The sequence below is a fragment of the Polaribacter sp. OB-PA-B3 genome (genome assembly GCF_054589375.1).
Map to the genome: position 1 here is coordinate 123,705 of NZ_BAAIIX010000002.1, position 21,944 is coordinate 145,648.

Here is a 21,944-nt window from a genome sequence, read left to right on the forward strand (position 1 = left end):
GACCATGTTTGTTTTGGTTGATTTTAGTTGGATAAATGCCTGTTGCTTTTATAGTAACAGGCATTTTAAATTACAAATCATTATTCAATTCTTTTTGCATGTGTTGTAAAAGACAATCCTTGTTGCCCCATTGTAGAAGTCATGATGCCTTCAAAAAGTGGTTCAGAACTATTTTTAGGTAATTTCCATTCAAATAAAAAATTAGAACCTGTACCACCAGTTACATCTATTTCATCAATAATAATTTCGGTAGTTTCCATTGGCGCTAAATAAATAGGATAATCAAAATAAGTTCTTATCGTTTTGCCATGTGTATCATAATATTTAGCACTTAAAATATATATCGAATCTTTATCGCTTGTATTTCTTAAACTTACCATTGCAGTTAAATTATGCTTTTTGTGCTGAGATAAACTATAGATTTGAGAATAAATAGATAAATAAGATTTACCATATTCTAGTGAGTCTTTAATAGAAATGTTGATTGCTCTCTTTGTCCAGTTTTCTGGATTTATAGAGCTCAATTCTTTTTTTTGAGTACAACTTGTTAAAGATAAAATCAGTGTAAATAATATGTAGTATTTGTTCATAATAATGAGCTTTATAAGTTCAATAATTTTTTTGCGGCATTAAAAGGTGTAGTAATACCATTTTCTAAATTATTAATTTCGTTTTGTAAGGCATTTTTAACTTCTGGTTTATTATAAAAATTTGCTTTTAATTGCTGATCGATAGTAGATAACAACCAATATTTATTTTGTTCATTTCTTTTTTTAGAGAAATACTTATTATCTTTTGTTAAAGAAATATATTCTAAAATCATTTGATTAATTTCATCGATTCCTTTATTATGAAGTGCACTTGCGGTTAAAACTTTTGGTTGCCATGTACTTTCTTTTAAAGGATATAGATGCAAAGCTCTATTAAATTCTACTTTCGCAATTTTTGTATTTCTTTCATTTTCTCCGTCTGCTTTATTGATAACGATAGCATCTGCCATTTCGATAATTCCTCTTTTTATACCTTGTAATTCATCTCCGGCACCAGCTAATTTCAGTAATAAAAAGAAATCTACCATAGAATGTACAACAGTTTCCGATTGCCCAACACCAACAGTTTCTATAATAATTGTATCATAACCAGCAGCTTCACATAAAATAATGCTTTCTCTAGTTTTTTGAGCAACACCGCCTAAAGATGTGCCTGAAGGTGATGGCCTAATAAAAGCATTTTTATCTGTAACAAGTTGTTCCATTCTTGTTTTGTCGCCTAAAATTGAGCCTTTATTTACAGAACTACTTGGGTCTACTGCCAAAACAGCAACTTTGTTTCCTTTAGAAGTAAGGTATTTACCGTAAGACTCTATAAATGTACTTTTACCAACACCAGGAACACCAGTTATACCAATTCTTATAGATTTATTAGCATGCGGCAAACATTTTTCTAAGATTTGGTTTGCCTTTTCTTGATGTTTAGAATTAGTACTTTCAACTAAAGTGATTGCTTTACTTAAAAAAGTAATATTTCCTTCTAAAATTTTAGCAACAAACTCACTAACAGAATTTTGTTTTGCTCTATTTAGCTTAATTTTTTCAGCAGAAGATTTACTAGTAGTTTCTGGAGGAGAAATACCATCTTTTTCATGTAAAGCAGAAGAATTTTTATTCATTGTTTAAGATAATATGTAAATTTAAAGATAATTAATTACAAATTTTGCAACACTTTAAAAAATGTATCGTCTTTAGAGTAAGAAAGTAGTAATGACATCAACCAAACAATTACATCAACCCATAATTAATAAATGCAAAAACAATTGTGCAAAGTCACAAATGCAGTTGTATAATTTATATTGCAACGCCATGTTTATAGTGGCAAATAGATATGTTAAAGATAGATTTTTAGCAGAAGATGTAATGCAAGACGCTTTTATTAAGGCTTTTAAAAATATTAATAATTATAAAAATGAAGTAGCTTTTGGCGCTTGGTTAAAAAGGATTGTAATTAATCAAAGTATAGATTTATTAAAGAAAAATAAATTAGAATTAATTGCCATTAATGATGATGTTATTACCAAGGTTGAAGAAGAAGATTGGCACGTAGAAGATTCTATTTCGGTAGACGAAATTGTTGATAATATTAACGAATTAAAAGAAAAGTATAGACTGGTTTTAACGCTTTATTTATTAGAAGGTTACGATCATCAAGAAATTTCTGAAATATTAAATATTACTGAAAACACTTCTAGAACGCAATTATTAAGAGGAAAAAAAGTATTAAAAGAAAAACTAAAAAACACGATGTATGCCGCAAGATATTAGAGATTCTATAAAGAAATATAAAGAAGAAAAGATTGCATTATCTGCAAATCATACTAATAAATTTGAAGCTTTATTAGAAAAAGAATTACACGGTAAAAAGAAAACTAAAATTAATTATAAATGGCTAAGTATTGCTGCAACAGTAGCTTTATTAATTAGTATCTGTGTTCAATTTTATCCATCAAAATCTATAAATAAAATAGAAACAGATACAAAAGAAATAAGTTTGGGTAGCATTTCTCCAGAATTTGAAACCATAGAAAAATATTACAAAAGCAGTATTAATTTAGAAATTAGTCAATTAGAATTAACAGAAGAAAATAAAGAGGTTATAGATGATTATTTATCTAAAATATCCGAATTAACAAAAGAATACAAATTATTAACCCAAGAGCTCAATACAAAAGGGGTTAATGATGTTACAATAAATGCATTAATAAGTAATTTGAAATTACGATTACAGCTGTTACAACGCTTGAAAAAGCAATTAAAACAACTTAAAAATTTAAACAAAACACAAAATGAAAATCAAATTATATAATACATTCAGTTTTTTAGTTGCCTTTCTATTACTTGGTAATATTTATGCGCAAAAATTCGATAAAAAATATACAGAAACTTTTACCGTAAATAAAGATGTGCAATTAGATATTAATGCGTCTAATTCTATTATAAACGTAACAACCTGGAATAAAAATGAAGTTTCTGTAACTGCTACCATAGAAGTGGAAGGAATTTCTAAAGAAAAAGCAGAAGAATACTTTAAAAAATGGAATTTTGAAGCGCTAGGAAACAAGAAAAAAGTAAGTGTTGTTTCTAGTTCGGGTAAATCTATGGGACTAAATAATATTGTGTTTTTTGAAAATATGGATTTTGATATCAATATACCAGAAATTAATATTGCTGATATTAATATACCAGAAATTGAAGATATAGAAATTCCAGAAATGGATTTCGATTTTGACTTTGATTCTTTAGAAGATATTGAAAAGAAAATGATTAAAGAAAATAAATACACTTTCGAATATCATAATGATAATGAACATATTATTATTAAATCTAAAAAAGAATGGGAAGAATTCAAAAAAACAAAACGATTTAAAGAAATCGAAGAAGAACTTAATAATTCTGGAAAAAGAATTAGAGCTGAATTAAGAAATTCTAAAAATCATTTAAAAAACATCGATAAGCAAAAGCTAAAAGAAGCTTTAAATGAGGCGAAATTGCAAATTAAAAATATTGATAAAGAGCAGATTAAGAAAGGTTTGTTAAAAGCACAAGAAAGTTTAAAAAACATGAATTTTAATTTCAATTTTAATGCGGATGAAAAAGAAATAAAAGGTAAAAATGTAAAAATTAAGAAAACGATAGAAATTAAAGTGCCAAAAGCGGCTACTTTTAAACTAAATACTCGCCACTGTAAAGTAGATTTACCAAATTCGGTTGCTTCTGGTAGCTTAAAATATGGCACTTTCAATGCAAATAATTTAATAGGAGGTAAGCTAAATATTGATTCTTCACCAGTAAATATAAACAGTTTAAACGCTTGTACTTTGTTTTTGAATAATGTAACCGATGCAAAAATAGCATCGGTTACAAATACTAATATTTTTAATAATTTTTCGAAATTAGAAATCGATAAAATCAATAAAAAAGTAGCAGTAACAGATAAGTTTGGCGAAATTACTATTAAAGGTTTTGATGTAAATTTTGAAGAGTTTGTTTTAGATTTAAGTAACTCAGAAGCAGTTTTAAACTTTGGTAATGTGCATTCTAAATACAAATACCAGGTAAATAAAGTAAATTTGCAAAATGAAAGAGTAAAATACTTTAAAAATGATGTAACACCTAAAAATGTATTAAAAGTAAACGGGCAATTTAGTTCTATTACAATCAAGTAAAATTATTTTACGCACAATTAGGTAAACTTCACTCAAATTCCATTTCTCTATTCTTAATAAAGTGCCTATCTTTATCCGCTGTAATTAGTCACTTTTTTTAATGGAACTCTACAAAGAAAATCAATTGAAAGTATACAATTCTCTTACCAAAAAGAAAGAGGATTTTAAATCGATAACAGAAGGATACGTAGGCATGTACGTTTGTGGGCCAACTGTATATAGCAATGCCCATTTAGGTAACGTAAGAACATTTATGTTTTTTGATGTGGTGTATAGATATTTATTGCACTTAGGTTATAAAGTACGTTATGTGCGTAACATAACCGATGCAGGTCATTTAGAAAATGATGCAGACGAAGGTGAAGATAAAATTGCTGTAAAAGCACGTTTAGAACAAATAGAACCTATGGAAGTTGTACAACGTTACACGGTAGATTTTCATGATGTTTTAAAAAATTACAACTTTTTACCACCAAGTATAGAGCCAACTGCAACAGGGCATATTGTAGAGCAAATAGAAATGATTAAAGAAATCATAGAAAAAGGATTTGCATACGAGGTAAATGGTTCTGTGTATTTTGATGTACATGAATACAATAAAAAAGAAAATTACGGAATCTTATCTGGTAGAAAAGTAGAAGACTTATTAAATAATACAAGAACTTTAGACGGACAATCAGACAAGAAAAATCCACAAGATTTTGCACTTTGGAAAAAAGCAGATGAAAAACATATTATGCGTTGGCCTTCTCCTTGGTCGGATGGTTTTCCTGGTTGGCATTTAGAATGCTCTGTAATGAGTACTAAATATTTGGGAGAAAATTTTGACATTCATGGTGGCGGAATGGATTTAAAATTCCCGCATCACGAATGCGAAATTGCACAATCTCAAACATGTAGTGGTGTAACCCCAGTTAATTATTGGATGCACACAAATATGCTTTTACTAAATAGCCAAAGAATGTCTAAATCTACCGGTAATTTTATTCTTCCAAATGAAATTTTATCAGGAGAAAACGATATTCTACCAAAAGCATTTTCTGCAAGTGTTGTTCGATTCTTTAACATGCAAGCCAATTACAGAAGTATTTTAGATTTCTCTGGTGAAGCTTTAGAAGCCTCAGAAAAAGGGCATGCTAAATTAATGGAAGCAGTTACTTTTTTAGAAAAAATTGAAGCTAAAAATGAATCTACTTTTAATGTTGAAGCATGGAAAAAAGATTGTTACGCAGCTATGAATGATGATTTTAATACACCAATTTTAATTTCTCATTTATTTGAAGCTGTAAAACTAATCAATCAAATTAAAGAAAGCAACGCAAGTTTAACTGCGGATGATTTAGAAGAATTTAAAAATACATTAAATGCATTTGTTTTTGATGTTTTAGGATTGATGAATGAAAATTCACAAGACAGTTCAGAAAAAATTAATGGCGTTGTTGAGTTGCTTATAAAATTAAGAAAAGAAGCAAGAGAAAATAAAGATTGGGCGTTGTCAGACCAAATTAGAGATGAATTAATTGCATTAGGAATTCAATTAAAAGACGGTAAAGACGGTACAACTTTTAGTTTAAATTAAATTTTTGGTTTGAAAAATTAAAGCGCTTTTTAAAAATTAATATTGAAAAAAATCCTTTCATATCCATTTATTCTTTTAGTCCGTTTTTATCAAACGGCTATTTCTCCGTTTACACCAGCAACATGTAGATATAGTCCTACATGCTCTCATTATACAATAGAAGCGTTGCAAAGACATGGCTTGTTTTCTGGTGGTTGGTTAGCTATAAAAAGAATATTTAGTTGCCATCCTTGGGGCGGTAGTGGTTATGATCCAGTGCCAGAAAAGAAAGAATAACAATTAATTTATTTAAAACAGCGATTGCTTTATTACTTTCGCACTTAGAAAAAATAAAAATATGAGTTTTTTAGCAATAGAATGGAACCCGTCTATAGGAATAGATTTAGGTTTTTTTACAGTTCGTTGGTATAGTTTAATGTTTGTAGCAGCATTTTTACTAGGCTTACGTTTTATGAAAAAAATATATATCGAAGATAAAATTCCTGTAGAAAAAATGGATCCATTGTTTATGTATGTTTTTCTATCGATGCTAATAGGAATGCGTTTAGGAGATGTTTTCTTTTACAGTTGGGATTATTATCAGCATAACTTATTAGAAATATTTTTACCATTTAAAAAATCTGCAGAAGGATGGAAGTTTACCGGATTTACAGGTTTTGCAAGTCATGGTGCTGCTATTGGTATTCCAATCGCGATGTATTTTTATGCTAAAAAGCACCTACAAAAACCTTGGTTGTTTATTTTAGATAGATTGGCAATAATGGTTGCTTTGGCAGGATTTTTTATTCGTTTTGGTAACTTTTTTAATTCAGAGATTTACGGTAAAGAAACAGGTAGTAATTTTGGAGTAATTTTTAAAGCAGCAGGAGAAACTGCACCAAGACATCCAACGCAATTATATGAAGCTTTTAGTTATTTGGCATTATTTTTTGTGATGTGGTATTTATACTGGAAAACTGATAAAAAACAACAAACAGGATTTTTATTTGGTTTGTTTATGGTTGTTTTATGGTCTTTAAGATTTATAATAGAGTTTTTAAAAGAACCTCAAGTTCAGCAAAGAGGAGAAGAGTGGATATTTAGTCCGTTAAATACAGGGCAAGTTTTAAGTATACCTTTGGTTTTAATAGGTGTTTGGCTAATGTTTAGAAAATCTAAAACTAAAGCTTAATTATTTTTATGGAGAAATTAAAAAAACGTTGGAATATTGAAAGTAACTGGTCTGTAGTTGCAATTTTTATTGTTTTTGCTATCAATGGTTCTTTTGCTGCTTGGGTGGCAAAACCCATAACAGAATTTATTGGTTTAGATAAAGAAACCATTTCTGGTTTTATTTATTGGCCATTAAGAATATTGCTTATTTTTCCGGTTTATCAATTAACGTTACCAATTGTAGGTTGGCTTTTTGGACAATTTAAATTCTTTTGGGCTTTCGAAAAGAAGTTTTTAAGTAGATTAGGTTTAGGCTTTTTATTTAAAAATGAAGATTAGTTTTCTATTACTTCTTCATTTTTTCTCTTATTTATGATGTAGCTATAAACCCACATAATTGTAAAAGTTGGTATAATATCTAAAGGTAATATTTCCTCTAAAAAAGAAACAATACCTGCAACTTTACCTTCTTTACCTTTATACATTTTTGTCATTATATAACCAGATATTGGCGCCCAAAGAAAATCTAAAAAAGGTACTGGTATTAAGCCGAAAGCATCTAAAGCAATACTTGCTATTAATTTTTTGTATTTATTATTCATATTCAATATCTATTCAAAATTCTTGCCAAAAAAATATTATTATATTTAAAAGGCAATAGTTTAACTATAAAATCTATTTTAAAGTGAAATTTAATCAATTTAAATCAAACATAAACTCTTTTAAAATTAGTAAATTAGGTGGTTTAGATGCACAATTTAAATTGGCACCAGAACTTAGATTAAGATATGATGCAGATAAAATTAAAGCTAGTAATCCCAAAAGAGCCGCTGTATTGGCATTATTTTATCCAAATAAAGATAAAGAAACTACATTTATTTTAACAGAAAGAGCTAGTTATAAAGGTACCCATTCTGCACAAATAAGTTTTCCGGGAGGTAAAATTGACACCTCTGATAAAGATTTACGAGCTACAGCAATAAGAGAAGCTAATGAAGAAATTGGTATAAAAACAGAATCTGTAAAAATTATAAGAGAGCTTACAGATGTTTATATTCCGCCAAGTAATTTTTTAGCAACTCCTTTTATTGGTTATCTATCAGAAAGACCAAAATTTATAACAAATTACGAAGTAGCAACTACAATAGAGGTTTTATTAGAAGATTTATTAAATGATGCATCATTAAAAACGGTTAATTTAACTACCTCGTACATGAAAAATGCAGATGTACCTTGCTTTAAACTAAATGGTTATGTTGTTTGGGGCGCAACAGCGATGATGTTATCAGAAATTAAAGAACTTTTAAAACAATAAGGTTTGTAAATTGTTTTGTAAATTTGTAGCTAACCAAGTATTAAAAATTAAACTGTAATGCCTTTATTTAAAAGAAATCCTTTTGGTCATATTTTGTTTTTAAAAAAAATGATTATTAGAATTTTTGGTGTAATTTCTCATGGAAGATATCGTAAATTTAATAATTTGCAAATTGAAGGTTCTGAAATATTAAGAAATTTACCAGATAAAAATGTTTTGTTTATCTCTAATCATCAAACATATTTTGCTGATGTTGCTGCAATGTTTCATGTTTTTAATGCTGCATTAAAAGGTAGAGACGATTCTATTAAAAATGTTGGTTATATCTGGAATCCCAAGTTAAATATTTATTTTGTTGCTGCCGGAGAAACCATGAAATCTGGTATTTTACCTAAATTATTTGCGTATGCTGGTTCTGTTTCTATTGATAGAACTTGGCGAAGTGCAGGTAAAAATGTTAATAGACAAGTTAAAAACTCTGATATTTCTAATATACAGAAAGCTATTAAAGATGGTTGGGTTATTACATTTCCACAAGGTACAACAACCCCTTTTAAACCAATTAGAAGAGGAACCGCACATATTATTAAAACTTGTAAACCAGTAGTTGTACCTATTGTTATTGATGGTTTTAGACGATCTTTTGATAAAAAAGGATTGTCTATAAAAAAGCGAAATGTTTTACAATCTATGGTTATTAAAGAGCCTTTAGATATTGATTACGATAATGAAACGGTTGCAGAAATAGTAACAAAAATTGAATATGCGATTGAACAACACCCTTCATTTTTAAAAGTTTTAACTGTAGACCAGATAGAACAATTAACTAAAGAAGAAGAAGAGTTAAATAAACAAAGAGAGTTTTGGTCTTAAAAATTAAGGCCTTCTTTTTCTTTTTAATTCGAATAAAGTGTATTCAAAACCGATAAAGAAACTATAACGGTATTTTAAATCGTCATATAAATATTCTAAATCTGTTCTCTGAGTTATTTGATTTAATACACTTAATCTAAATCGGTCTCCTAAAAAGTATTCAAATTGCAAACCAGCAGATAAGCTAAACAAGTTTTTACCTGTTCGGTTGATAATACCAGCGCCAATACTTGGGGTTACATGAAAATTATAATCATCTAAAACTTCCATAAAAGAAAAACCACCAAATGCGCCAAATCGAGTATAAATATCATCTAAAAGAGCTTGTTCAAACTCTAAACCGTACATAAAATAACCGTATTTTTTGTCTTGGGTTTCATGTTTTAATCTAAAATTATAATTTAAAGTTCCTGCTCGGTTACCAAGTTCATCTCCCCAAATAAGGAGTTTCATATCTTGATGTAAAGAAAGATTTACAGAGTTTTGTGCTTTTAAAATTGAACAACTAGCTATAAATATAGCTAAAAATAGGATGGGGGTTTTCTTTTTCAGAATCATATTTTTTTTACTAAAATAGTTGATAAAGGTACTATTATTTTTGAATTGATATTAAATTTAATTCATTTTTAAAATTTTATCAATTTTTTGAAGCTCTTCATTATCAAAAATAATGTTTTCTAAAGCTTTTAAACTATCTAATATTTGATCAGTTTTACTTGCTCCAATTAATACAGAGGTAATTCTTTCATCTTTCAAAATCCAAGAAATTGCCATTTGTGCTAAATTTTGATTTCTATTTATTGCAATTTCATTCAATGCTTTAATTTTTGGTAAATTTTCTAAAACCATGTCTGTTTTTAAATATCTGCCATCTTTTATTGCTCTAGAATCTTTTGGTAAACCATTAATGTATTTATTAGTTAGCATACCTTGTGCTAACGGAGAAAAACAAATGGCACCAACTTTAGATTCTTCTAATAAATTTAACAAGCCATCTTCTACCCAACGATCAAACAAACTATAGCGAGGTTGATGTATTAAACAAGGTGTACCTAATTCTTTTAAAATTTTAAATGCTTCTTTTGCTTCTTTTGGTTTGTAATTAGATAAGCCAACATATAGAGCTTTACCTTGTTTAACCATCAAATCTAAGGCGCCCATTGTTTCTTCTAAAGGCGTATTATAATCTGGTTTGTGATGATAAAATATATCAACATAATTAAGACTTAATCGCTGTAAACTTTGATCTAAACTTGAAATTAAATATTTTTTAGAACCATTATTCCCATAAGGTCCTTCCCACATATCATAACCTGCTTTTGATGAAATAATCATTTCATCTCTATAGTTTTTAAAATCTTTTTTAAGAATTTTTCCAAAAGTTGTTTCAGCAGAACCGTATGGTGGTCCATAATTATTAGCCAAATCAAAATGAGTAATTCCGTTATCGAATGCACATTTAATTAAATTTCTTGCATTTTTAAAATTGTCATTTTCTCCAAAATTATGCCATAGACCTAAAGAAATTTCCGGAAGTAATAATCCGCTATCTCCAGTTCTTCTATAATTCATTTTCTCATACCTCTCTTTAGAAGGTGTGTACTTTTGTTTTTTACTCATTTTGTATAGATTTTCTAAATCCGAAAGCTGCAATTAAGCCTATAGCAGGAATTATTGTAAACGTTAAAAATAAATTTTCATACTCATTTATTGTAGGGTTTTCTCCCAACATATAACCATTAAATAATGACATAAATATATCTGGTGTAAAACCAACAACAGATATAATTCCAACTAAAGTACCTGTAAACTGTATAGGTGTGTTGGTCTCTTCTATAATTGCAAAATACAACCCCCTTAATGCATATGTACCAAAGGCCATTAGTATAAAACTTGCAAATGAAAAAGCTATAATTTGGTTTGTAAAAATACCAGAGCCTAATAATAAAGAACAAAAAATTAAGATGATAAAACTAGGTAATATAATTTTAGACGGAATGTATTTATCAGCAACATAACCAATTGAAATTGCTGCTAGTGGTCTTAAATACTGAATAAAAACAGCAAAGTATGTAGCTTCTTGCAAACTGAAATTCCATACATCTTTTGCATAAGTACCATAAACCCCTGTAAGCTTATAAGCACAATATGCACAAAAAATAATAAGTGAATGATAAATTATTTTTATTTGTTTTAGTAACAAAAAAGCTTCTTTAAAATTGAATTTAGCTTGATTTTTGAGGTTTTTAACATCATCTTTTGGTAAGAATTTCCATACTAAAAAGGCAATAAAAAAAACTATACAGGTAATTGCACCAATTATGTATTGTAAAGTTTCTACTTTAGTTTTTTGGCTAATTTCAATCGCCTTTTTAGGAAAAAAGTAAGTAAGAATACTGGCTCCAAACAGAGCTATTGTAGCTGCAAAAAAACCTCTACCACCATCTAACAAACCAAATGATAAACCTTGATTATTTTTATTTCCCCATTGTCTTGTTGCTTTTATTAGGGATGACCAGAATAATAATATTGTAGAAATACCCCAAAATGCATATAACATTTTTAAACTTGAGATAGACGGAATTATCATCATCCAAAATCCGCCAAAAGCAGTTAAAATTAATGATAGAGTAAGTAAATTTCTTGCTTGCCATTTATCTGCTACAAAGCCTCCAATAAAATAAGACAAAACTGCTGTAATACCATACAGTGCTTGAGCTTCACCAATTTGAGCATCAGAAATAAGAAAGGCGTCTCTAATTATCGGTTTAAAAACACGCATCAAAATAAACGGAAGTAAAAAAATAGCTTCGCCTGCAATTATAAGCGTTAGCATAGAAGCTATTTTATTTTTGTTTTGCATTCTACTAAGATAATGCTTCTTTTAGAATTGTTATTGGGTGTTTGGCAATTCGTTTTGTACCGTCGTAAATTTGATGTCTGCAACTTGTACCCGCCGCTACAATTTCTGTTTCTTTAGGTGTGTTTCTAATTTTAGGAAATAATGTGTCTTCGCCTACTTGCATAGAAATATTGTAATGCTCTTTTTCATAACCAAAAGAACCCGCCATACCACAACAACCAGAATTTATAATTGTTACGGTATAATTCTTAGGAATATTTAAAATTTGAAAACTTGCATGTGTACCAGACAATGCTTTCTGATGACAATGCCCATGAATTTTTAAAACTTTAGTTTCTTTGGTAAATAAATTGATGTCAAAATTTTTGTTTTCTAATTCCTTTGCTAAAAACTCTTCAAAAGTAAATACATTTTTAGCTATTTTTTCTGCGGATTTTTTGTCATCTGCTAAACGAACATATTCATCTCTAAAAGTTAAAATAGCAGAAGGTTCTATACCAATTAATGGTGTTTTCTCTGTAATAATATCTTTAAAAATAGCAACATTTAAATTGCAAATATTTTTAGCTTGCTTTAAAAAACCTTTAGAAATATAACTTCTTCCAGATTCCTCATGATTAACAATTTTTAAATTATAACCAAGTTTATCTAAAAGGTGATAAGCATCTTTACCAATTTCTACATCATAAAAGTTAGTAAACTCATCACAAAATAAATAAACTGTTTTTTTATGTTTTGTAATCGGTTGTTTTTTAAACCATTTTTTTAAAGTTGATTTTGCTAATTTGGGTACTGTTCTTTCTTTAGCAACACCCATGGCGGCTTTTGCAAACGGTGTATTTAAAATAGCATTTGTTAAACTAGGTACAATACTACCTAATTTATTGTATTTTACATTTTCTGCAAATAATTTACTTCTAAAAGAATAACCATTTGTTTCTTGATATTGATATAAGAATTCTGCTTTCATTGTAGCAATATCAACATTACTTGGGCATTCTGATGCACAAGCTTTACAGCTTAAACACAAATCAAACACTTCTTTTAACTCTTTATGATTGAACTTGTTAGATTCTTTAGAATTTGTTAAAAATTCACGTAAAGTATTTGCTCTTGCACGTGTAGTATCTTTTTCATCTTTTGTAGCTCTATAACTAGGGCACATAGTTCCGCCTGCTTCTACAGGTTTTCTACAATCACCAGATCCATTACATTTTTCTGCTAATTTTAAAATTCCTTCACTATCAGAAAAATCTTGAATTGTTTCAATTTCGGGTTCAACTCGGTCAATTTCATAACGCAAATTCTCATCCATAGAAAAAGCATCTGTAATTTTACCTTTGTTAAAAATATTATCTGGATCGAAAGCTTTTTTAATTCTTCTTAATAACTGATAATTTCTTTCACCAATCATTAACGGAATGAACTCTGCACGTACAATTCCGTCTCCATGTTCGCCACTAAAAGAACCTTTGTATTTCTTAACCAATTCTGCAGTTTCAGTAGTTATTTTTCTAAATAAAACAACATCTGCTTTCTTTTTTAAATTTAATATTGGTCTTAAATGCAATTCACCAGCGCCAGCATGTGCATAATACACTGCTTTTTGCTTGTATTTAGACATTATTTCGGTGAATTCTTCTATATAATTTGGCAAATCTTCTAGAGCAACCGCTGTATCTTCTATACATGCAACTGCTTTCATATCTCCAATCATATTACCTAAAGCACCTAAACCTGCTTTTCTTAAATAATGAACTTTAGCGATATCTTTACCATAAACTTTAGGATGATGATAACCTAAATTATTATTTTCTAAATCTTTAATTAAATTATCGGCTAAAATTTCTGCTTCATCGATAGAATTAGCCGAAACTTCTAACATTAAAACTGCTTCTGGATCTCCTTTTAAAAAGAATCGATTTTTTGCTAAATCTCTATTGTTTTTAGTACAATCTAATATGGTTTTATCCATAAGTTCGCAATTGTATAAATTATGATTAATTGCCCTAACAGTGGCAATTAAACTTTCGTTTATACTTTTAAAGTGTGTACAAACCATTATACTTTTAGTTGGTGGTAAATCATCTAATTGTAGTGTAATAGATGTAGAAAAAGCCAATGTGCCCTCGCTACCACTTAAAAATTTTGCAACATTTATGGTAGATTCTGTTCCGCCAAATAAATCTGAAGATAAAAATTCATCAACCGCATAACCTGTGTTTCTTCTGTGAATTGTTACTTTCGGAAATTCTTTTTTTATTTCTTTCTGATTTTCAATTTGAGATAATTCAGAATAAATAGCTCTATATATTTTACCTTCTTGGGTATTTTCTTTAATTTTTTTAAGAAATTCATCAGAAGTAATTTCTTTAAAAGTAGCTGAACTTCCATCACTTAAAATCGCTTCAATTTCTAAAACTTTATCTCTAGTTACCCCATATTTTATAGAAGTGCTTCCAGATGAATTGTTACCAACCATTCCGCCAATCATGCAACGATTAGACGTAGAAGTATTTGGCCCAAAAAAAACTCCAAATTCTTTTAAATATACATTTAAAGAATCTCTAACAACACCAGGTTGAAGTTTTACGGTTTTATTTACCGCATTAAAAGAAATTATTTTTGTAAAATGTTTAGAAACATCTACAACTATACCATCGCCAACGCATTGGCCTGCAAGAGATGTACCTGCAGTTCTTGGTATTAAAGTGGTGTTGTTATTTTTTGCAAACTCAATTAATGTTTTTAAATCTTTATTATCTTTAGGAAAAGCAACTGCTAAAGGTATTTTTCGATAAACAGAAGCATCTGTAGCATATAATGTTTTATGTAAGTTGTCGAATAAGAGGTCTCCAGAAAGTGAATTATGAAGTTGTTTTAAAACAGTATTTTGAATCATTTTACTTTTTTAAATAGGTGTTGTTAAAACAAATATCTGAATAAAATAATGATAATTACAGAATAGGTATGTGGTTTGTATATTTTTATTAATTTTATAAAAAAGACTTTAAATTATTACTGAATTGAAATTTATATTAATTTTTTATGCCTAATTCTAGTATTTTAAATTTTGAAGTTTCTATTTTTTAGCTTTTTCTACAAGTTCAATTTTATTTAAAGTTGTTTTTGTAGTGAATATACCATAATTAATAGTAACATTTTTCTTATCAATTTTATCAATTGTTCCTACAGAATTAGAGTCTATTATCCTAACTCGATCATTAATTTTGTAATTGTAAGAAGCCTTTTCTTTTGCTATTTTAATTTCTTCTATTTTTTTCTCTTTTCTAACTTCAACAACCTTTTTTAATACTTCTTTTTCTACCTTTTTAATAACCTCTTGCATTTGTTTTTCGACAACTTTGGCTTTTTGTTTTTGAGATTTGGTTTTAGGCTTTGTCGGATTTTTCTTTGCATACTTAACTTTTTCGTCTGCAACCCATTTATTAAAGCTCGTATTTAATTCCTTTTTATTATTATTTTGAAAGTATTTGTTTAGAAACTCGTTAATTTTTCTACCAAGAGATAGCATTCTTTGGTTATTGTCATATAACTCTTGAAAACCAGCTAGTTTAGACTGAATTTTATCTTCTTTTTCTTGTAAACTATCCAAATGTTCTTGTCCTTTAGACTTTTGCTTTTCAAGATTATCAGAAGTTCTTTGCAATCTACTGCGTTCTTTTTGAAGTTTAGAAATTGTTTTATCTAATCTAACTTTTTCAGTTTCTACTCTTTTTTTAGCTTTATTAATTAAACTAAATGGAATTCCGTTTTTCTGGGCAACTTCAAAAGTAAAAGAACTACCAGCTTGTCCTACAAATAATTTGTATAATGGTTCTAAGGTTCTCTCGTTAAACTGCATATTTGCATTGGTAACATTGTCTAATTCGTTGGCTAAAACTTTTAAGTTAGAATAGTGTGTTGTAATAATACCAAATGCTTTTTTATTATAAAATTCTTCCAAGAAAATTTCGGCTAATGCACCACCCAATTCTGGATCAGAACCCGTTCCAAATTCATCAATTAAAAACAACGTATTTTCGTTACATTTTCTTAAAAAATAGCGCATATTTTTTAAACGATAACTATAAGTACTTAATTGATTTTCTATAGATTGATTATCTCCAATATCAGTTAAAATTGTATCAAAAATATAGGTTTGACTTCTTTCATCAACCGGAATTAACAAACCGCTCTGCAACATTAATTGCAGTAAACCTATTGTTTTTAGAGTGATACTTTTTCCACCTGCATTTGGTCCAGAAATTACAATAATTTGCTGTTTTTCATTCAATTCTATAGACTGAGAAATTGTTTCTAAGTTTTGCGCATTATTTTTTTTCCATAAAATAGGATGATAAGCGTTTTTAAAATAAATCCTTTTTTCTTTAGTAATTTTAGGTAAAACAGCATTCATTTCTCTAGAATATTTCGCCTTAGCACCAACAGCATCTGTATGTACTAGAAATTCTAAATACTCTTCTAAAAGTGGCGTAAACGGACGAATAGTTTCTGCCAAAGCACGCAATATTTTAATTACTTCTTGCTTTTCTTCGTACACTAAATTCTGAAATTCTCTACTATAGGCTAAAGTTGCTTGTGGTGCAATGTATACAATATTACCAGATTTAGAAGCACCTAACAAACTACCAGCAACTTTTCTTCTGTGCATTGCAGAAACAGCCAAAACTCGCTGATTGTCTACAATAGTTTCTTTAATGTCATCTAAATAACCTGCGGAAATTGCTTTTGATAAAGCACTAGAAAAACTTGCACCAATTTTACCTCTAATATTATTAATATCTCTTCTAATTTGTTTTAATGTGGCAGAAGCATTGTTTTTTACTTCACCAGAAATATCAATGATTTTTTTTATTTCATCATCTACATAAGTAGTAAATTCTATTTTTTGAGAAAGTTCGAAAAAGGTAGGAAACTGAACTTTAAATTTCTTAAAAAACTTAATAAGCTCGTTTACCGTTAAAGAAGTCGTTGCAATTTTTAAAAAAGCTTCTGTTTCTATAAAACTGTTTTCTATTGCCAAACGTTTTACACTTTCGGTAACATTATCAAAACCATGATTTGGTACTCTGTTTTCACTCTCAAAAGAAGATAAGTATTCGTTTACCAAATGCAATTCTCTAAACAATTGCTTTCTACTTTCTATAGGTGTCGTGTTAAAAACTTTTTCTTTACCTAAACCACTAATACAATGTTCTGAAACATGCTGTAAAACGGTTGCAAATTCTAAATCTTGTAATGTTTTTTCTGATATATTAGTTCTCAAATTTGTAGTTTTGATATACTACAAAAATAAGAAACAATGCAACTAAAAATAGCCGATAGCTGGAAAAATATTTTACAAAATGAATTTGATAAACCTTATTTTAAAGAGTTGATGAATTTTGTTGATGAAGAATATAAGAATAATCAATGTTTTCCTAAAGAAGAAGATATTTTTGCTGCTTTTGATTATTGCACTTTCGATGATTTAAAGGTTGTAATTATTGGTCAAGATCCTTACCATGATAATAACCAAGCAAATGGTTTGTGTTTCTCGGTAAAAGATAATATGAAACATCCGCCTTCATTAAAAAATATTTTTAAAGAGATTTCTACGGATTTACATCAAGAAATTCCAGAAAGTGGGAATCTAGAAAAATGGGCAAGACAAGGAGTTTTGTTGTTAAATGCAACGTTAACAGTTAGAGCGCACGAAGCCGGAAGTCATCAGAAAAAAGGATGGGAAACTTTTACTGATGCTGTAATTAAACAAATTTCTAATGAAAAAGAAAATGTAGTTTTTTTACTTTGGGGTAAATTCGCTGAAAGTAAATCTAAATTAATTGATGTAAAAAAACATACAATTCTTACAGCGCCGCATCCTTCTCCTTTAGGTGCATGGAGAGGTTGGTTTGGTTCTAAACATTTCTCTAAAACCAATAAAATTCTTCAAAAATTACAGAAGACTACGATAAAATGGTAGGTAAAGAAGAAGATTTATAATATGGCAATAAAAGAGCTTCTAAAAGATCTTCTGTTGTATCTGCATAATTTACTTCTATAATATTTTCAGAGCGAATCCATTTTGCAATTTTAGGCACCTGTTTTTTACTCAGTTTTTTTATTGTGTAAACGCCCATTTTTTTTAGTGCAAGTGCGTTGCATTGTTGTTCATATTGATTTTTCATTGGAATAACCATTAACCTTTTCTTTAAAAATAAGGCTTCAGAAGGTGTTTCGAATCCAGCGCCACATAAAACGCCGCTAGAACTTGCCATACTTTTTATAAAATCAAATTCGTTAACAGGAAATATGGTAATATTTTTCTCGAAGATTAACTTTGTAGTATCCTTAGAAAAAATATGCCATTTTACAATCGGAATTTTAGAAAGTATTTTTGCTATTTTATCATGATGATAAGAAGGTAAATAGACTGTAAAATGCCCTTTGTTTTTTACCGTTTTGTGTCTTATTTTTTTTCTGATAATTGGCAAAAATATTGCTGAACTATAACTGTTAAAATGAAAACCAAATCGAACTTTAGAAGGTGCATAATATTTTAAAATTAGTTTTTCAATTTTAAATTTACCTATTTTTGGTGAAGCAGAGTCTAGCACCGCGTTTTGATGACTTAAAGAAATGATGTTTACATTATTTAACCTAGCAGCCCAAGCAGAAACTGGCTCAAAATCATTTATAATTAAATCATATTCTTTTACTGGTAAGTTTTTTATTTCTTTATAAAATCTATAAAGGTTCATTTTTTTATAACTCGCTATAAAGTCGATTCCGCCATTTTTACCAAAAGTAAAGTTTAGACCTTTTAAATTGTATTTTACATCATAACCCAACGGAATATTATTTTCGTTACCACTTAATAATATATCTAAATCTCCTTTTTGTTGTAAAATTGGTATAATTTCTTTTGCTCTTGTTAAATGCCCGTTTCCTGTACCTTGTATAGCGTATAATATCTTCATAAATTATTTTACCGGTTTTTTTATGTCAAATTCCTTTAAAAATTCATTAAAAATAAAGTTTTGAGAATCTTGTTTTTTTAATGCTTTCAATTCTTTTTTAGATAACTTTAGAGTATTATTTTTCAAATAATCATCTTTATTATATTCGTATAAAGTCCATTGCTTTTTCTTATATTCTAATGCCGTTAAATTTTCTATCCAATCGCCAGAATTTAAGTAAGTTGTTTTTCCTTTTGCGTTAGAAATTTCTCTTATTTCTGGTTGATGTATGTGTCCGCACACAACATAATCGTAGTTGTTGTCAATTGCAATATCAGAAGCGGTTTCTTCGAAATGATTGATGAATTTTACAGCACTTTTTACACTGTTTTTAATTTTTTTTGATAAGGATAGTTTTCCGTAACCAAATAATTTACTAATCCAATTTATAAAGGTGTTAATCAAAATAAGTAAATCGTAACCTTTACCGCCTAATTTTGCCAACCATTTAGAGTGTTTCATGGTTACATCAAAAACATCACCATGAAAAATCCATGTTTTTTTATTATCAATATCTAAGACAAGTTTGTTCAAAATTTTAAAATTTCCTAATTGAAAACCTTTAAATTTTCTAAGCATTTCGTCATGATTGCCGGTAATATAATACACTTCTGTGCCCTTAGAAAGTAGCCCAGTAATGTGTTTAATTACATTCATGTGAGATTTTGGAAAATAACGTTTGTTAAATTGCCAAATATCTATAATGTCTCCGTTAAGTATTAAAACTTTTGGCTCTATAGATTTTAAATAATTTAATAATTCTGCAGCTTTACAACCGTAAGTGCCCAAATGCACATCAGAAATTACAACATAGTCTAACTTACGTTTTTTGTTTTTTTTCATCTTAATGAGGTAAATGTTGAGAAGTTATTTTATGTTTACATAAAGTATTTAAAGTATACTTGTTGTTATGTAAGGTTAAATAAAATGTACACAAACGCATTCTGTAAATAGTTTATCAAACATACAGACACAATGTTTTGTAATAGTAAATTAATAATGAAAAAAAAGTAAGTTAATTCTTATTAAAAAGTTTATTAATTGTAACGTATTTGTTAAGTGTAATACTTTTAATATTAGGTAATTATTTTAATTTTGATGTAAAAATTTTTCTAATAACATCTAATTCTTTTTTATATTTTAAATCTGTTCTTAATGCAAAATATAAGGTGTTTTCAGTTTTAATTTTTCCTTTCCAAACTAATTTTATTTCCTTTTTTAAAATTTGTTCTTCGCATAAAAAATCAGGAACTAATGCAAGTCCATTACCATTTTTTAAACATCTAATAATAGAAGTAATATTAGGTAAAATATAATTGGGTTTAAAACTTGGTTTCTTATTAAAGTTTTCAAACCAAAAGCGTCTAAAATGTTCAATTCGTTTGACGAGCTGTACCATAAATTTTTAAGTAATTCTTCTTCTATTTTTTTTAAATTTTTAGAATTAATGTGGCTTTTTATTATTGAAGTATCTGTTTTAATTCCTGCAATTAATACAATTCTTTCTTTAGAAAAAGGAATATACTCTACCAATGATTTTTTTTCAACTTGTTTTTTAGGAGTTATTACTAAATCTAAAATACCATTATTTAAATCTTTTATTAAATCTGTATGCGCACCAAATCTAGCAACCAGATTAAAGTTTAATTTTTTGATTTCGGGTTCTAGAATCAATTGAAACATTTCAGAACACATTCCTATGTTTAAAGACGGATTTTTTTCTTGAGTTGTTTTTTTAAAATGTTACTCTGCTACTTCTAATTTTGTTAGCGATTCTATAATATATTCATACAAAAACTTTCCATCTTCTGTTGGTATCATTTTTCTAGAAGTACGTTCAAACAGTTTTTTACCCACATAGGCTTCTAATGCATTTAAATGCACACTAACACCGGGTTGAGAGGCGTAAAGTGCTACAGAAGCTTTGGTTAAAGTTCCGTTTTCATATTATTTCTTTAAAAGTTCTGTACCATTCTAAATTCACCATAACTATTATAATTTTAATACAAAGATATAATTTGTATTATTTTTACAATAGTACATGTAGTTTTAATTTTGCTTCGGATAAAATTTTAAACATGAAAAATATATTTATTATAAATGGAAGTCATCCATTTGCACATTCTGGAGGAAGATTTAATGATACACTTTTTAAAACTACAATTTCACATTTTGATACACTAGAAGGTTTTGAAGTTAAATTTACTCAAGTAGGGGAGAATTATGATGTTAAAAGTGAGGTTGAAAAATTTAAGTGGGCAGATATCGTGATATATCATACCCCAATTTGGTGGTTTCAAATTCCGTTTGGTTTTAAAAAGTATATTGATAAAGTTTTTACAGAAGGACATCAAAATGGAATTTATACAAGTGATGGTAGAAGCAGGAAAAACCCAAATATAAACTATGGTACAGGTGGTTTAATGCATGGTAAACAATATATACTTACAACTAGTTGGAACGCTCCTAAAACTGCATTTACACTTGAAAACGAATTTTTTAATCAGAAAAATGTAGATGAAGGCCCAATGTTTGGCTTTCATAAAATGAATGCTTTTACTGGCATGAAGTTGTTAGCAACACATCACTTTCATGATATGGAAAAAAATGCTGATGTTCCCTTAGAATTAGAGAACTATAATGTATTTCTTAGAAATTTAATTGCGCAATTATAGTATTGTTATATCAAATATCTTGATAAATTGTAACAAAAAATCCGCTGTAAAAAGCGGATTCATTGAATTTGGAATTAAGAAACAAATAAATTATAAAATATTTATCTGTTTTAATGTCGTTTGGTTTGTTGTTATACTATCTGCTAAACCACAAGGTTTAGAAGTACTTCTACAAGAAGAAAAACATGTGAAGCCTATTATACAAATTGCAACAAATACTATTTTTTTCATTTTTTAAAATTT

The 21,944-nt window shown here is 28.3% G+C and carries 24 protein-coding genes; 11 read left to right on the top strand and 13 right to left on the bottom strand.

Annotated features, from left to right (window positions below; translation table 11 throughout):
- Nucleotides 1–80: 80 nt before the first annotated feature.
- Nucleotides 81–590: a DUF3124 domain-containing protein gene (locus ACYPV9_RS04180; RefSeq protein ID WP_459741819.1), complete on the bottom strand. Its 510-nt coding sequence runs from the start codon at nt 588–590 to the stop codon at nt 81–83.
- An 11-nt stretch (nt 591–601) separates the two neighbouring features.
- On the bottom strand, nt 602–1,669 hold the full coding sequence (gene meaB, locus ACYPV9_RS04185; protein WP_459741821.1) for a methylmalonyl Co-A mutase-associated GTPase MeaB: 1,068 nt from the start codon (nt 1,667–1,669) through the stop codon (nt 602–604).
- A gap of 160 nt (nt 1,670–1,829) precedes the next feature.
- Here meaB and ACYPV9_RS04190 point away from each other — a divergent pair, with 160 nt between their 5' ends.
- From ACYPV9_RS04190 to ACYPV9_RS04220, 7 genes are all read left to right on the top strand, one after another.
- The gene (locus ACYPV9_RS04190) at nt 1,830–2,318 is read left to right on the top strand and encodes an RNA polymerase sigma factor (RefSeq protein ID WP_459741823.1); all 489 of its coding nucleotides are present in this window, start codon (nt 1,830–1,832) and stop codon (nt 2,316–2,318) included.
- On the top strand, nt 2,302–2,859 hold the full coding sequence (locus ACYPV9_RS04195; protein WP_299060829.1) for a hypothetical protein: 558 nt from the start codon (nt 2,302–2,304) through the stop codon (nt 2,857–2,859). Before ACYPV9_RS04190 ends, ACYPV9_RS04195 begins: the two co-directional genes overlap by 17 nt.
- On the top strand, nt 2,840–4,219 hold the full coding sequence (locus tag ACYPV9_RS04200) for a hypothetical protein (RefSeq protein WP_459741824.1): 1,380 nt from the start codon (nt 2,840–2,842) through the stop codon (nt 4,217–4,219). The genes ACYPV9_RS04195 and ACYPV9_RS04200 overlap by 20 nt, the downstream gene beginning before the upstream one ends.
- A 100-nt stretch (nt 4,220–4,319) precedes the next feature.
- Nucleotides 4,320–5,798, top strand: coding sequence for a cysteine--tRNA ligase (gene cysS, locus ACYPV9_RS04205; RefSeq protein WP_299060824.1), 1,479 nt, complete (start codon nt 4,320–4,322; stop codon nt 5,796–5,798).
- Between the two features lie 42 nt (nt 5,799–5,840).
- A complete protein-coding gene (gene yidD / locus ACYPV9_RS04210) occupies nt 5,841–6,074 on the top strand; it encodes a membrane protein insertion efficiency factor YidD (RefSeq protein WP_299060821.1) in 234 nt (77 codons plus the stop codon).
- A gap of 61 nt (nt 6,075–6,135) precedes the next feature.
- Nucleotides 6,136–6,969 (top strand): prolipoprotein diacylglyceryl transferase, encoded by an 834-nt coding sequence (lgt, locus tag ACYPV9_RS04215; RefSeq protein ID WP_299060819.1) that lies wholly within the window; start codon nt 6,136–6,138, stop codon nt 6,967–6,969.
- 8 nt (nt 6,970–6,977) lie between these two features.
- A complete protein-coding gene (locus ACYPV9_RS04220; protein ID WP_459741826.1) occupies nt 6,978–7,289 on the top strand; it encodes a DUF6787 family protein in 312 nt (103 codons plus the stop codon).
- Here ACYPV9_RS04220 and ACYPV9_RS04225 read toward each other — a convergent pair.
- A complete protein-coding gene (locus ACYPV9_RS04225; RefSeq protein WP_459741828.1) occupies nt 7,286–7,552 on the bottom strand; it encodes a hypothetical protein in 267 nt (88 codons plus the stop codon). The two genes, ACYPV9_RS04220 and ACYPV9_RS04225, sit on opposite strands and share 4 nt — an antisense overlap.
- Before the next feature lie 83 nt (nt 7,553–7,635).
- Here ACYPV9_RS04225 and ACYPV9_RS04230 point away from each other — a divergent pair, with 83 nt between their 5' ends.
- Both ACYPV9_RS04230 and ACYPV9_RS04235 read left to right on the top strand, forming a co-directional pair.
- Nucleotides 7,636–8,265: an NUDIX hydrolase gene (locus tag ACYPV9_RS04230; protein ID WP_459741830.1), complete on the top strand. Its 630-nt coding sequence runs from the start codon at nt 7,636–7,638 to the stop codon at nt 8,263–8,265.
- A 57-nt stretch (nt 8,266–8,322) separates the two neighbouring features.
- Nucleotides 8,323–9,138 carry a lysophospholipid acyltransferase family protein gene (locus ACYPV9_RS04235; RefSeq protein WP_299060809.1) on the top strand — a complete coding sequence of 272 codons (816 nt, stop codon included), beginning with the start codon at nt 8,323–8,325 and terminating at the stop codon, nt 9,136–9,138.
- Between the two features lie 3 nt (nt 9,139–9,141).
- Here the strand turns inward: ACYPV9_RS04235 and ACYPV9_RS04240 are convergent, their stop codons facing one another.
- From ACYPV9_RS04240 to ACYPV9_RS04260, 5 genes are all read right to left on the bottom strand, one after another.
- Nucleotides 9,142–9,591 (bottom strand): hypothetical protein, encoded by a 450-nt coding sequence (locus tag ACYPV9_RS04240; RefSeq protein WP_299060806.1) that lies wholly within the window; start codon nt 9,589–9,591, stop codon nt 9,142–9,144.
- A 162-nt stretch (nt 9,592–9,753) separates the two neighbouring features.
- Nucleotides 9,754–10,758 (bottom strand): aldo/keto reductase, encoded by a 1,005-nt coding sequence (locus tag ACYPV9_RS04245; protein WP_459741833.1) that lies wholly within the window; start codon nt 10,756–10,758, stop codon nt 9,754–9,756.
- Nucleotides 10,751–11,974, bottom strand: a complete 1,224-nt coding sequence (locus ACYPV9_RS04250; protein WP_459741835.1) for an MFS transporter — start codon at nt 11,972–11,974, stop codon at nt 10,751–10,753. The genes ACYPV9_RS04245 and ACYPV9_RS04250 overlap by 8 nt, the downstream gene beginning before the upstream one ends.
- A gap of 31 nt (nt 11,975–12,005) precedes the next feature.
- Nucleotides 12,006–14,903: an FAD-binding and (Fe-S)-binding domain-containing protein gene (locus ACYPV9_RS04255; protein ID WP_459741837.1), complete on the bottom strand. Its 2,898-nt coding sequence runs from the start codon at nt 14,901–14,903 to the stop codon at nt 12,006–12,008.
- A gap of 180 nt (nt 14,904–15,083) precedes the next feature.
- A complete protein-coding gene (locus ACYPV9_RS04260; protein WP_459741839.1) occupies nt 15,084–17,291 on the bottom strand; it encodes an endonuclease MutS2 in 2,208 nt (735 codons plus the stop codon).
- Nucleotides 17,292–17,327: 36 nt separating this feature from the next.
- Here ACYPV9_RS04260 and ung point away from each other — a divergent pair, with 36 nt between their 5' ends.
- The gene (gene ung, locus ACYPV9_RS04265) at nt 17,328–17,990 is read left to right on the top strand and encodes a uracil-DNA glycosylase (protein WP_459741841.1); all 663 of its coding nucleotides are present in this window, start codon (nt 17,328–17,330) and stop codon (nt 17,988–17,990) included.
- Here ung and ACYPV9_RS04270 read toward each other — a convergent pair.
- The 4 genes from ACYPV9_RS04270 to ACYPV9_RS04285 form a co-directional block, all read right to left on the bottom strand.
- Nucleotides 17,974–18,987, bottom strand: coding sequence for a glycosyltransferase family protein (locus tag ACYPV9_RS04270; protein WP_459741844.1), 1,014 nt, complete (start codon nt 18,985–18,987; stop codon nt 17,974–17,976). The genes ung and ACYPV9_RS04270 overlap by 17 nt on opposite strands.
- A 3-nt stretch (nt 18,988–18,990) precedes the next feature.
- The gene (locus tag ACYPV9_RS04275; protein WP_299060793.1) at nt 18,991–19,869 is read right to left on the bottom strand and encodes a UDP-2,3-diacylglucosamine diphosphatase; all 879 of its coding nucleotides are present in this window, start codon (nt 19,867–19,869) and stop codon (nt 18,991–18,993) included.
- Between the two features lie 432 nt (nt 19,870–20,301).
- Nucleotides 20,302–20,700: a hypothetical protein gene (locus ACYPV9_RS04280; RefSeq protein ID WP_459741845.1), complete on the bottom strand. Its 399-nt coding sequence runs from the start codon at nt 20,698–20,700 to the stop codon at nt 20,302–20,304.
- A 69-nt stretch (nt 20,701–20,769) separates the two neighbouring features.
- Nucleotides 20,770–20,910 (bottom strand): LysR family transcriptional regulator, encoded by a 141-nt coding sequence (locus tag ACYPV9_RS04285; protein WP_459741847.1) that lies wholly within the window; start codon nt 20,908–20,910, stop codon nt 20,770–20,772.
- A 194-nt stretch (nt 20,911–21,104) separates the two neighbouring features.
- Between ACYPV9_RS04285 and ACYPV9_RS04290 the strand changes: the two genes are divergently transcribed.
- The gene (locus ACYPV9_RS04290; RefSeq protein WP_459741850.1) at nt 21,105–21,701 is read left to right on the top strand and encodes an NAD(P)H-dependent oxidoreductase; all 597 of its coding nucleotides are present in this window, start codon (nt 21,105–21,107) and stop codon (nt 21,699–21,701) included.
- A gap of 90 nt (nt 21,702–21,791) precedes the next feature.
- On the opposite strand, the gene ACYPV9_RS04295 is transcribed toward ACYPV9_RS04290, so the two are convergent.
- On the bottom strand, nt 21,792–21,932 hold the full coding sequence (locus tag ACYPV9_RS04295; RefSeq protein ID WP_299060784.1) for a hypothetical protein: 141 nt from the start codon (nt 21,930–21,932) through the stop codon (nt 21,792–21,794).
- Nucleotides 21,933–21,944 lie beyond the last annotated feature (12 nt).

Excerpts from the sequence above, each read along its gene's own strand:
- cysS (WP_299060824.1), top strand. The coding sequence starts at position 4,320 with ATGGAACTCTACAAAGAAAATCAATTGAAAGTATACAATTCTCTTACC.
- ACYPV9_RS04270 (WP_459741844.1), bottom strand. The coding sequence starts at position 18,987 with ATGAAGATATTATACGCTATACAAGGTACAGGAAACGGGCATTTAACA.
- ACYPV9_RS04220 (WP_459741826.1), top strand. The coding sequence starts at position 6,978 with ATGGAGAAATTAAAAAAACGTTGGAATATTGAAAGTAACTGGTCTGTA.
- ung (WP_459741841.1), top strand. The coding sequence starts at position 17,328 with ATGCAACTAAAAATAGCCGATAGCTGGAAAAATATTTTACAAAATGAA.
- ACYPV9_RS04275 (WP_299060793.1), bottom strand. The coding sequence starts at position 19,869 with ATGAAAAAAAACAAAAAACGTAAGTTAGACTATGTTGTAATTTCTGAT.
- ACYPV9_RS04240 (WP_299060806.1), bottom strand. The coding sequence starts at position 9,591 with ATGAAACTCCTTATTTGGGGAGATGAACTTGGTAACCGAGCAGGAACT.
- ACYPV9_RS04255 (WP_459741837.1), bottom strand. The coding sequence starts at position 14,903 with ATGATTCAAAATACTGTTTTAAAACAACTTCATAATTCACTTTCTGGA.
- ACYPV9_RS04295 (WP_299060784.1), bottom strand. The coding sequence starts at position 21,932 with ATGAAAAAAATAGTATTTGTTGCAATTTGTATAATAGGCTTCACATGT.
- ACYPV9_RS04250 (WP_459741835.1), bottom strand. The coding sequence starts at position 11,974 with ATGCTAACGCTTATAATTGCAGGCGAAGCTATTTTTTTACTTCCGTTT.
- ACYPV9_RS04225 (WP_459741828.1), bottom strand. The coding sequence starts at position 7,552 with ATGAATAATAAATACAAAAAATTAATAGCAAGTATTGCTTTAGATGCT.
- ACYPV9_RS04290 (WP_459741850.1), top strand. The coding sequence starts at position 21,105 with ATGAAAAATATATTTATTATAAATGGAAGTCATCCATTTGCACATTCT.
- meaB (WP_459741821.1), bottom strand. The coding sequence starts at position 1,669 with ATGAATAAAAATTCTTCTGCTTTACATGAAAAAGATGGTATTTCTCCT.
- lgt (WP_299060819.1), top strand. The coding sequence starts at position 6,136 with ATGAGTTTTTTAGCAATAGAATGGAACCCGTCTATAGGAATAGATTTA.
- ACYPV9_RS04190 (WP_459741823.1), top strand. The coding sequence starts at position 1,830 with ATGCAGTTGTATAATTTATATTGCAACGCCATGTTTATAGTGGCAAAT.
- ACYPV9_RS04195 (WP_299060829.1), top strand. The coding sequence starts at position 2,302 with ATGCCGCAAGATATTAGAGATTCTATAAAGAAATATAAAGAAGAAAAG.
- ACYPV9_RS04235 (WP_299060809.1), top strand. The coding sequence starts at position 8,323 with ATGCCTTTATTTAAAAGAAATCCTTTTGGTCATATTTTGTTTTTAAAA.
- ACYPV9_RS04200 (WP_459741824.1), top strand. The coding sequence starts at position 2,840 with ATGAAAATCAAATTATATAATACATTCAGTTTTTTAGTTGCCTTTCTA.
- ACYPV9_RS04245 (WP_459741833.1), bottom strand. The coding sequence starts at position 10,758 with ATGAGTAAAAAACAAAAGTACACACCTTCTAAAGAGAGGTATGAGAAA.
- ACYPV9_RS04180 (WP_459741819.1), bottom strand. The coding sequence starts at position 590 with ATGAACAAATACTACATATTATTTACACTGATTTTATCTTTAACAAGT.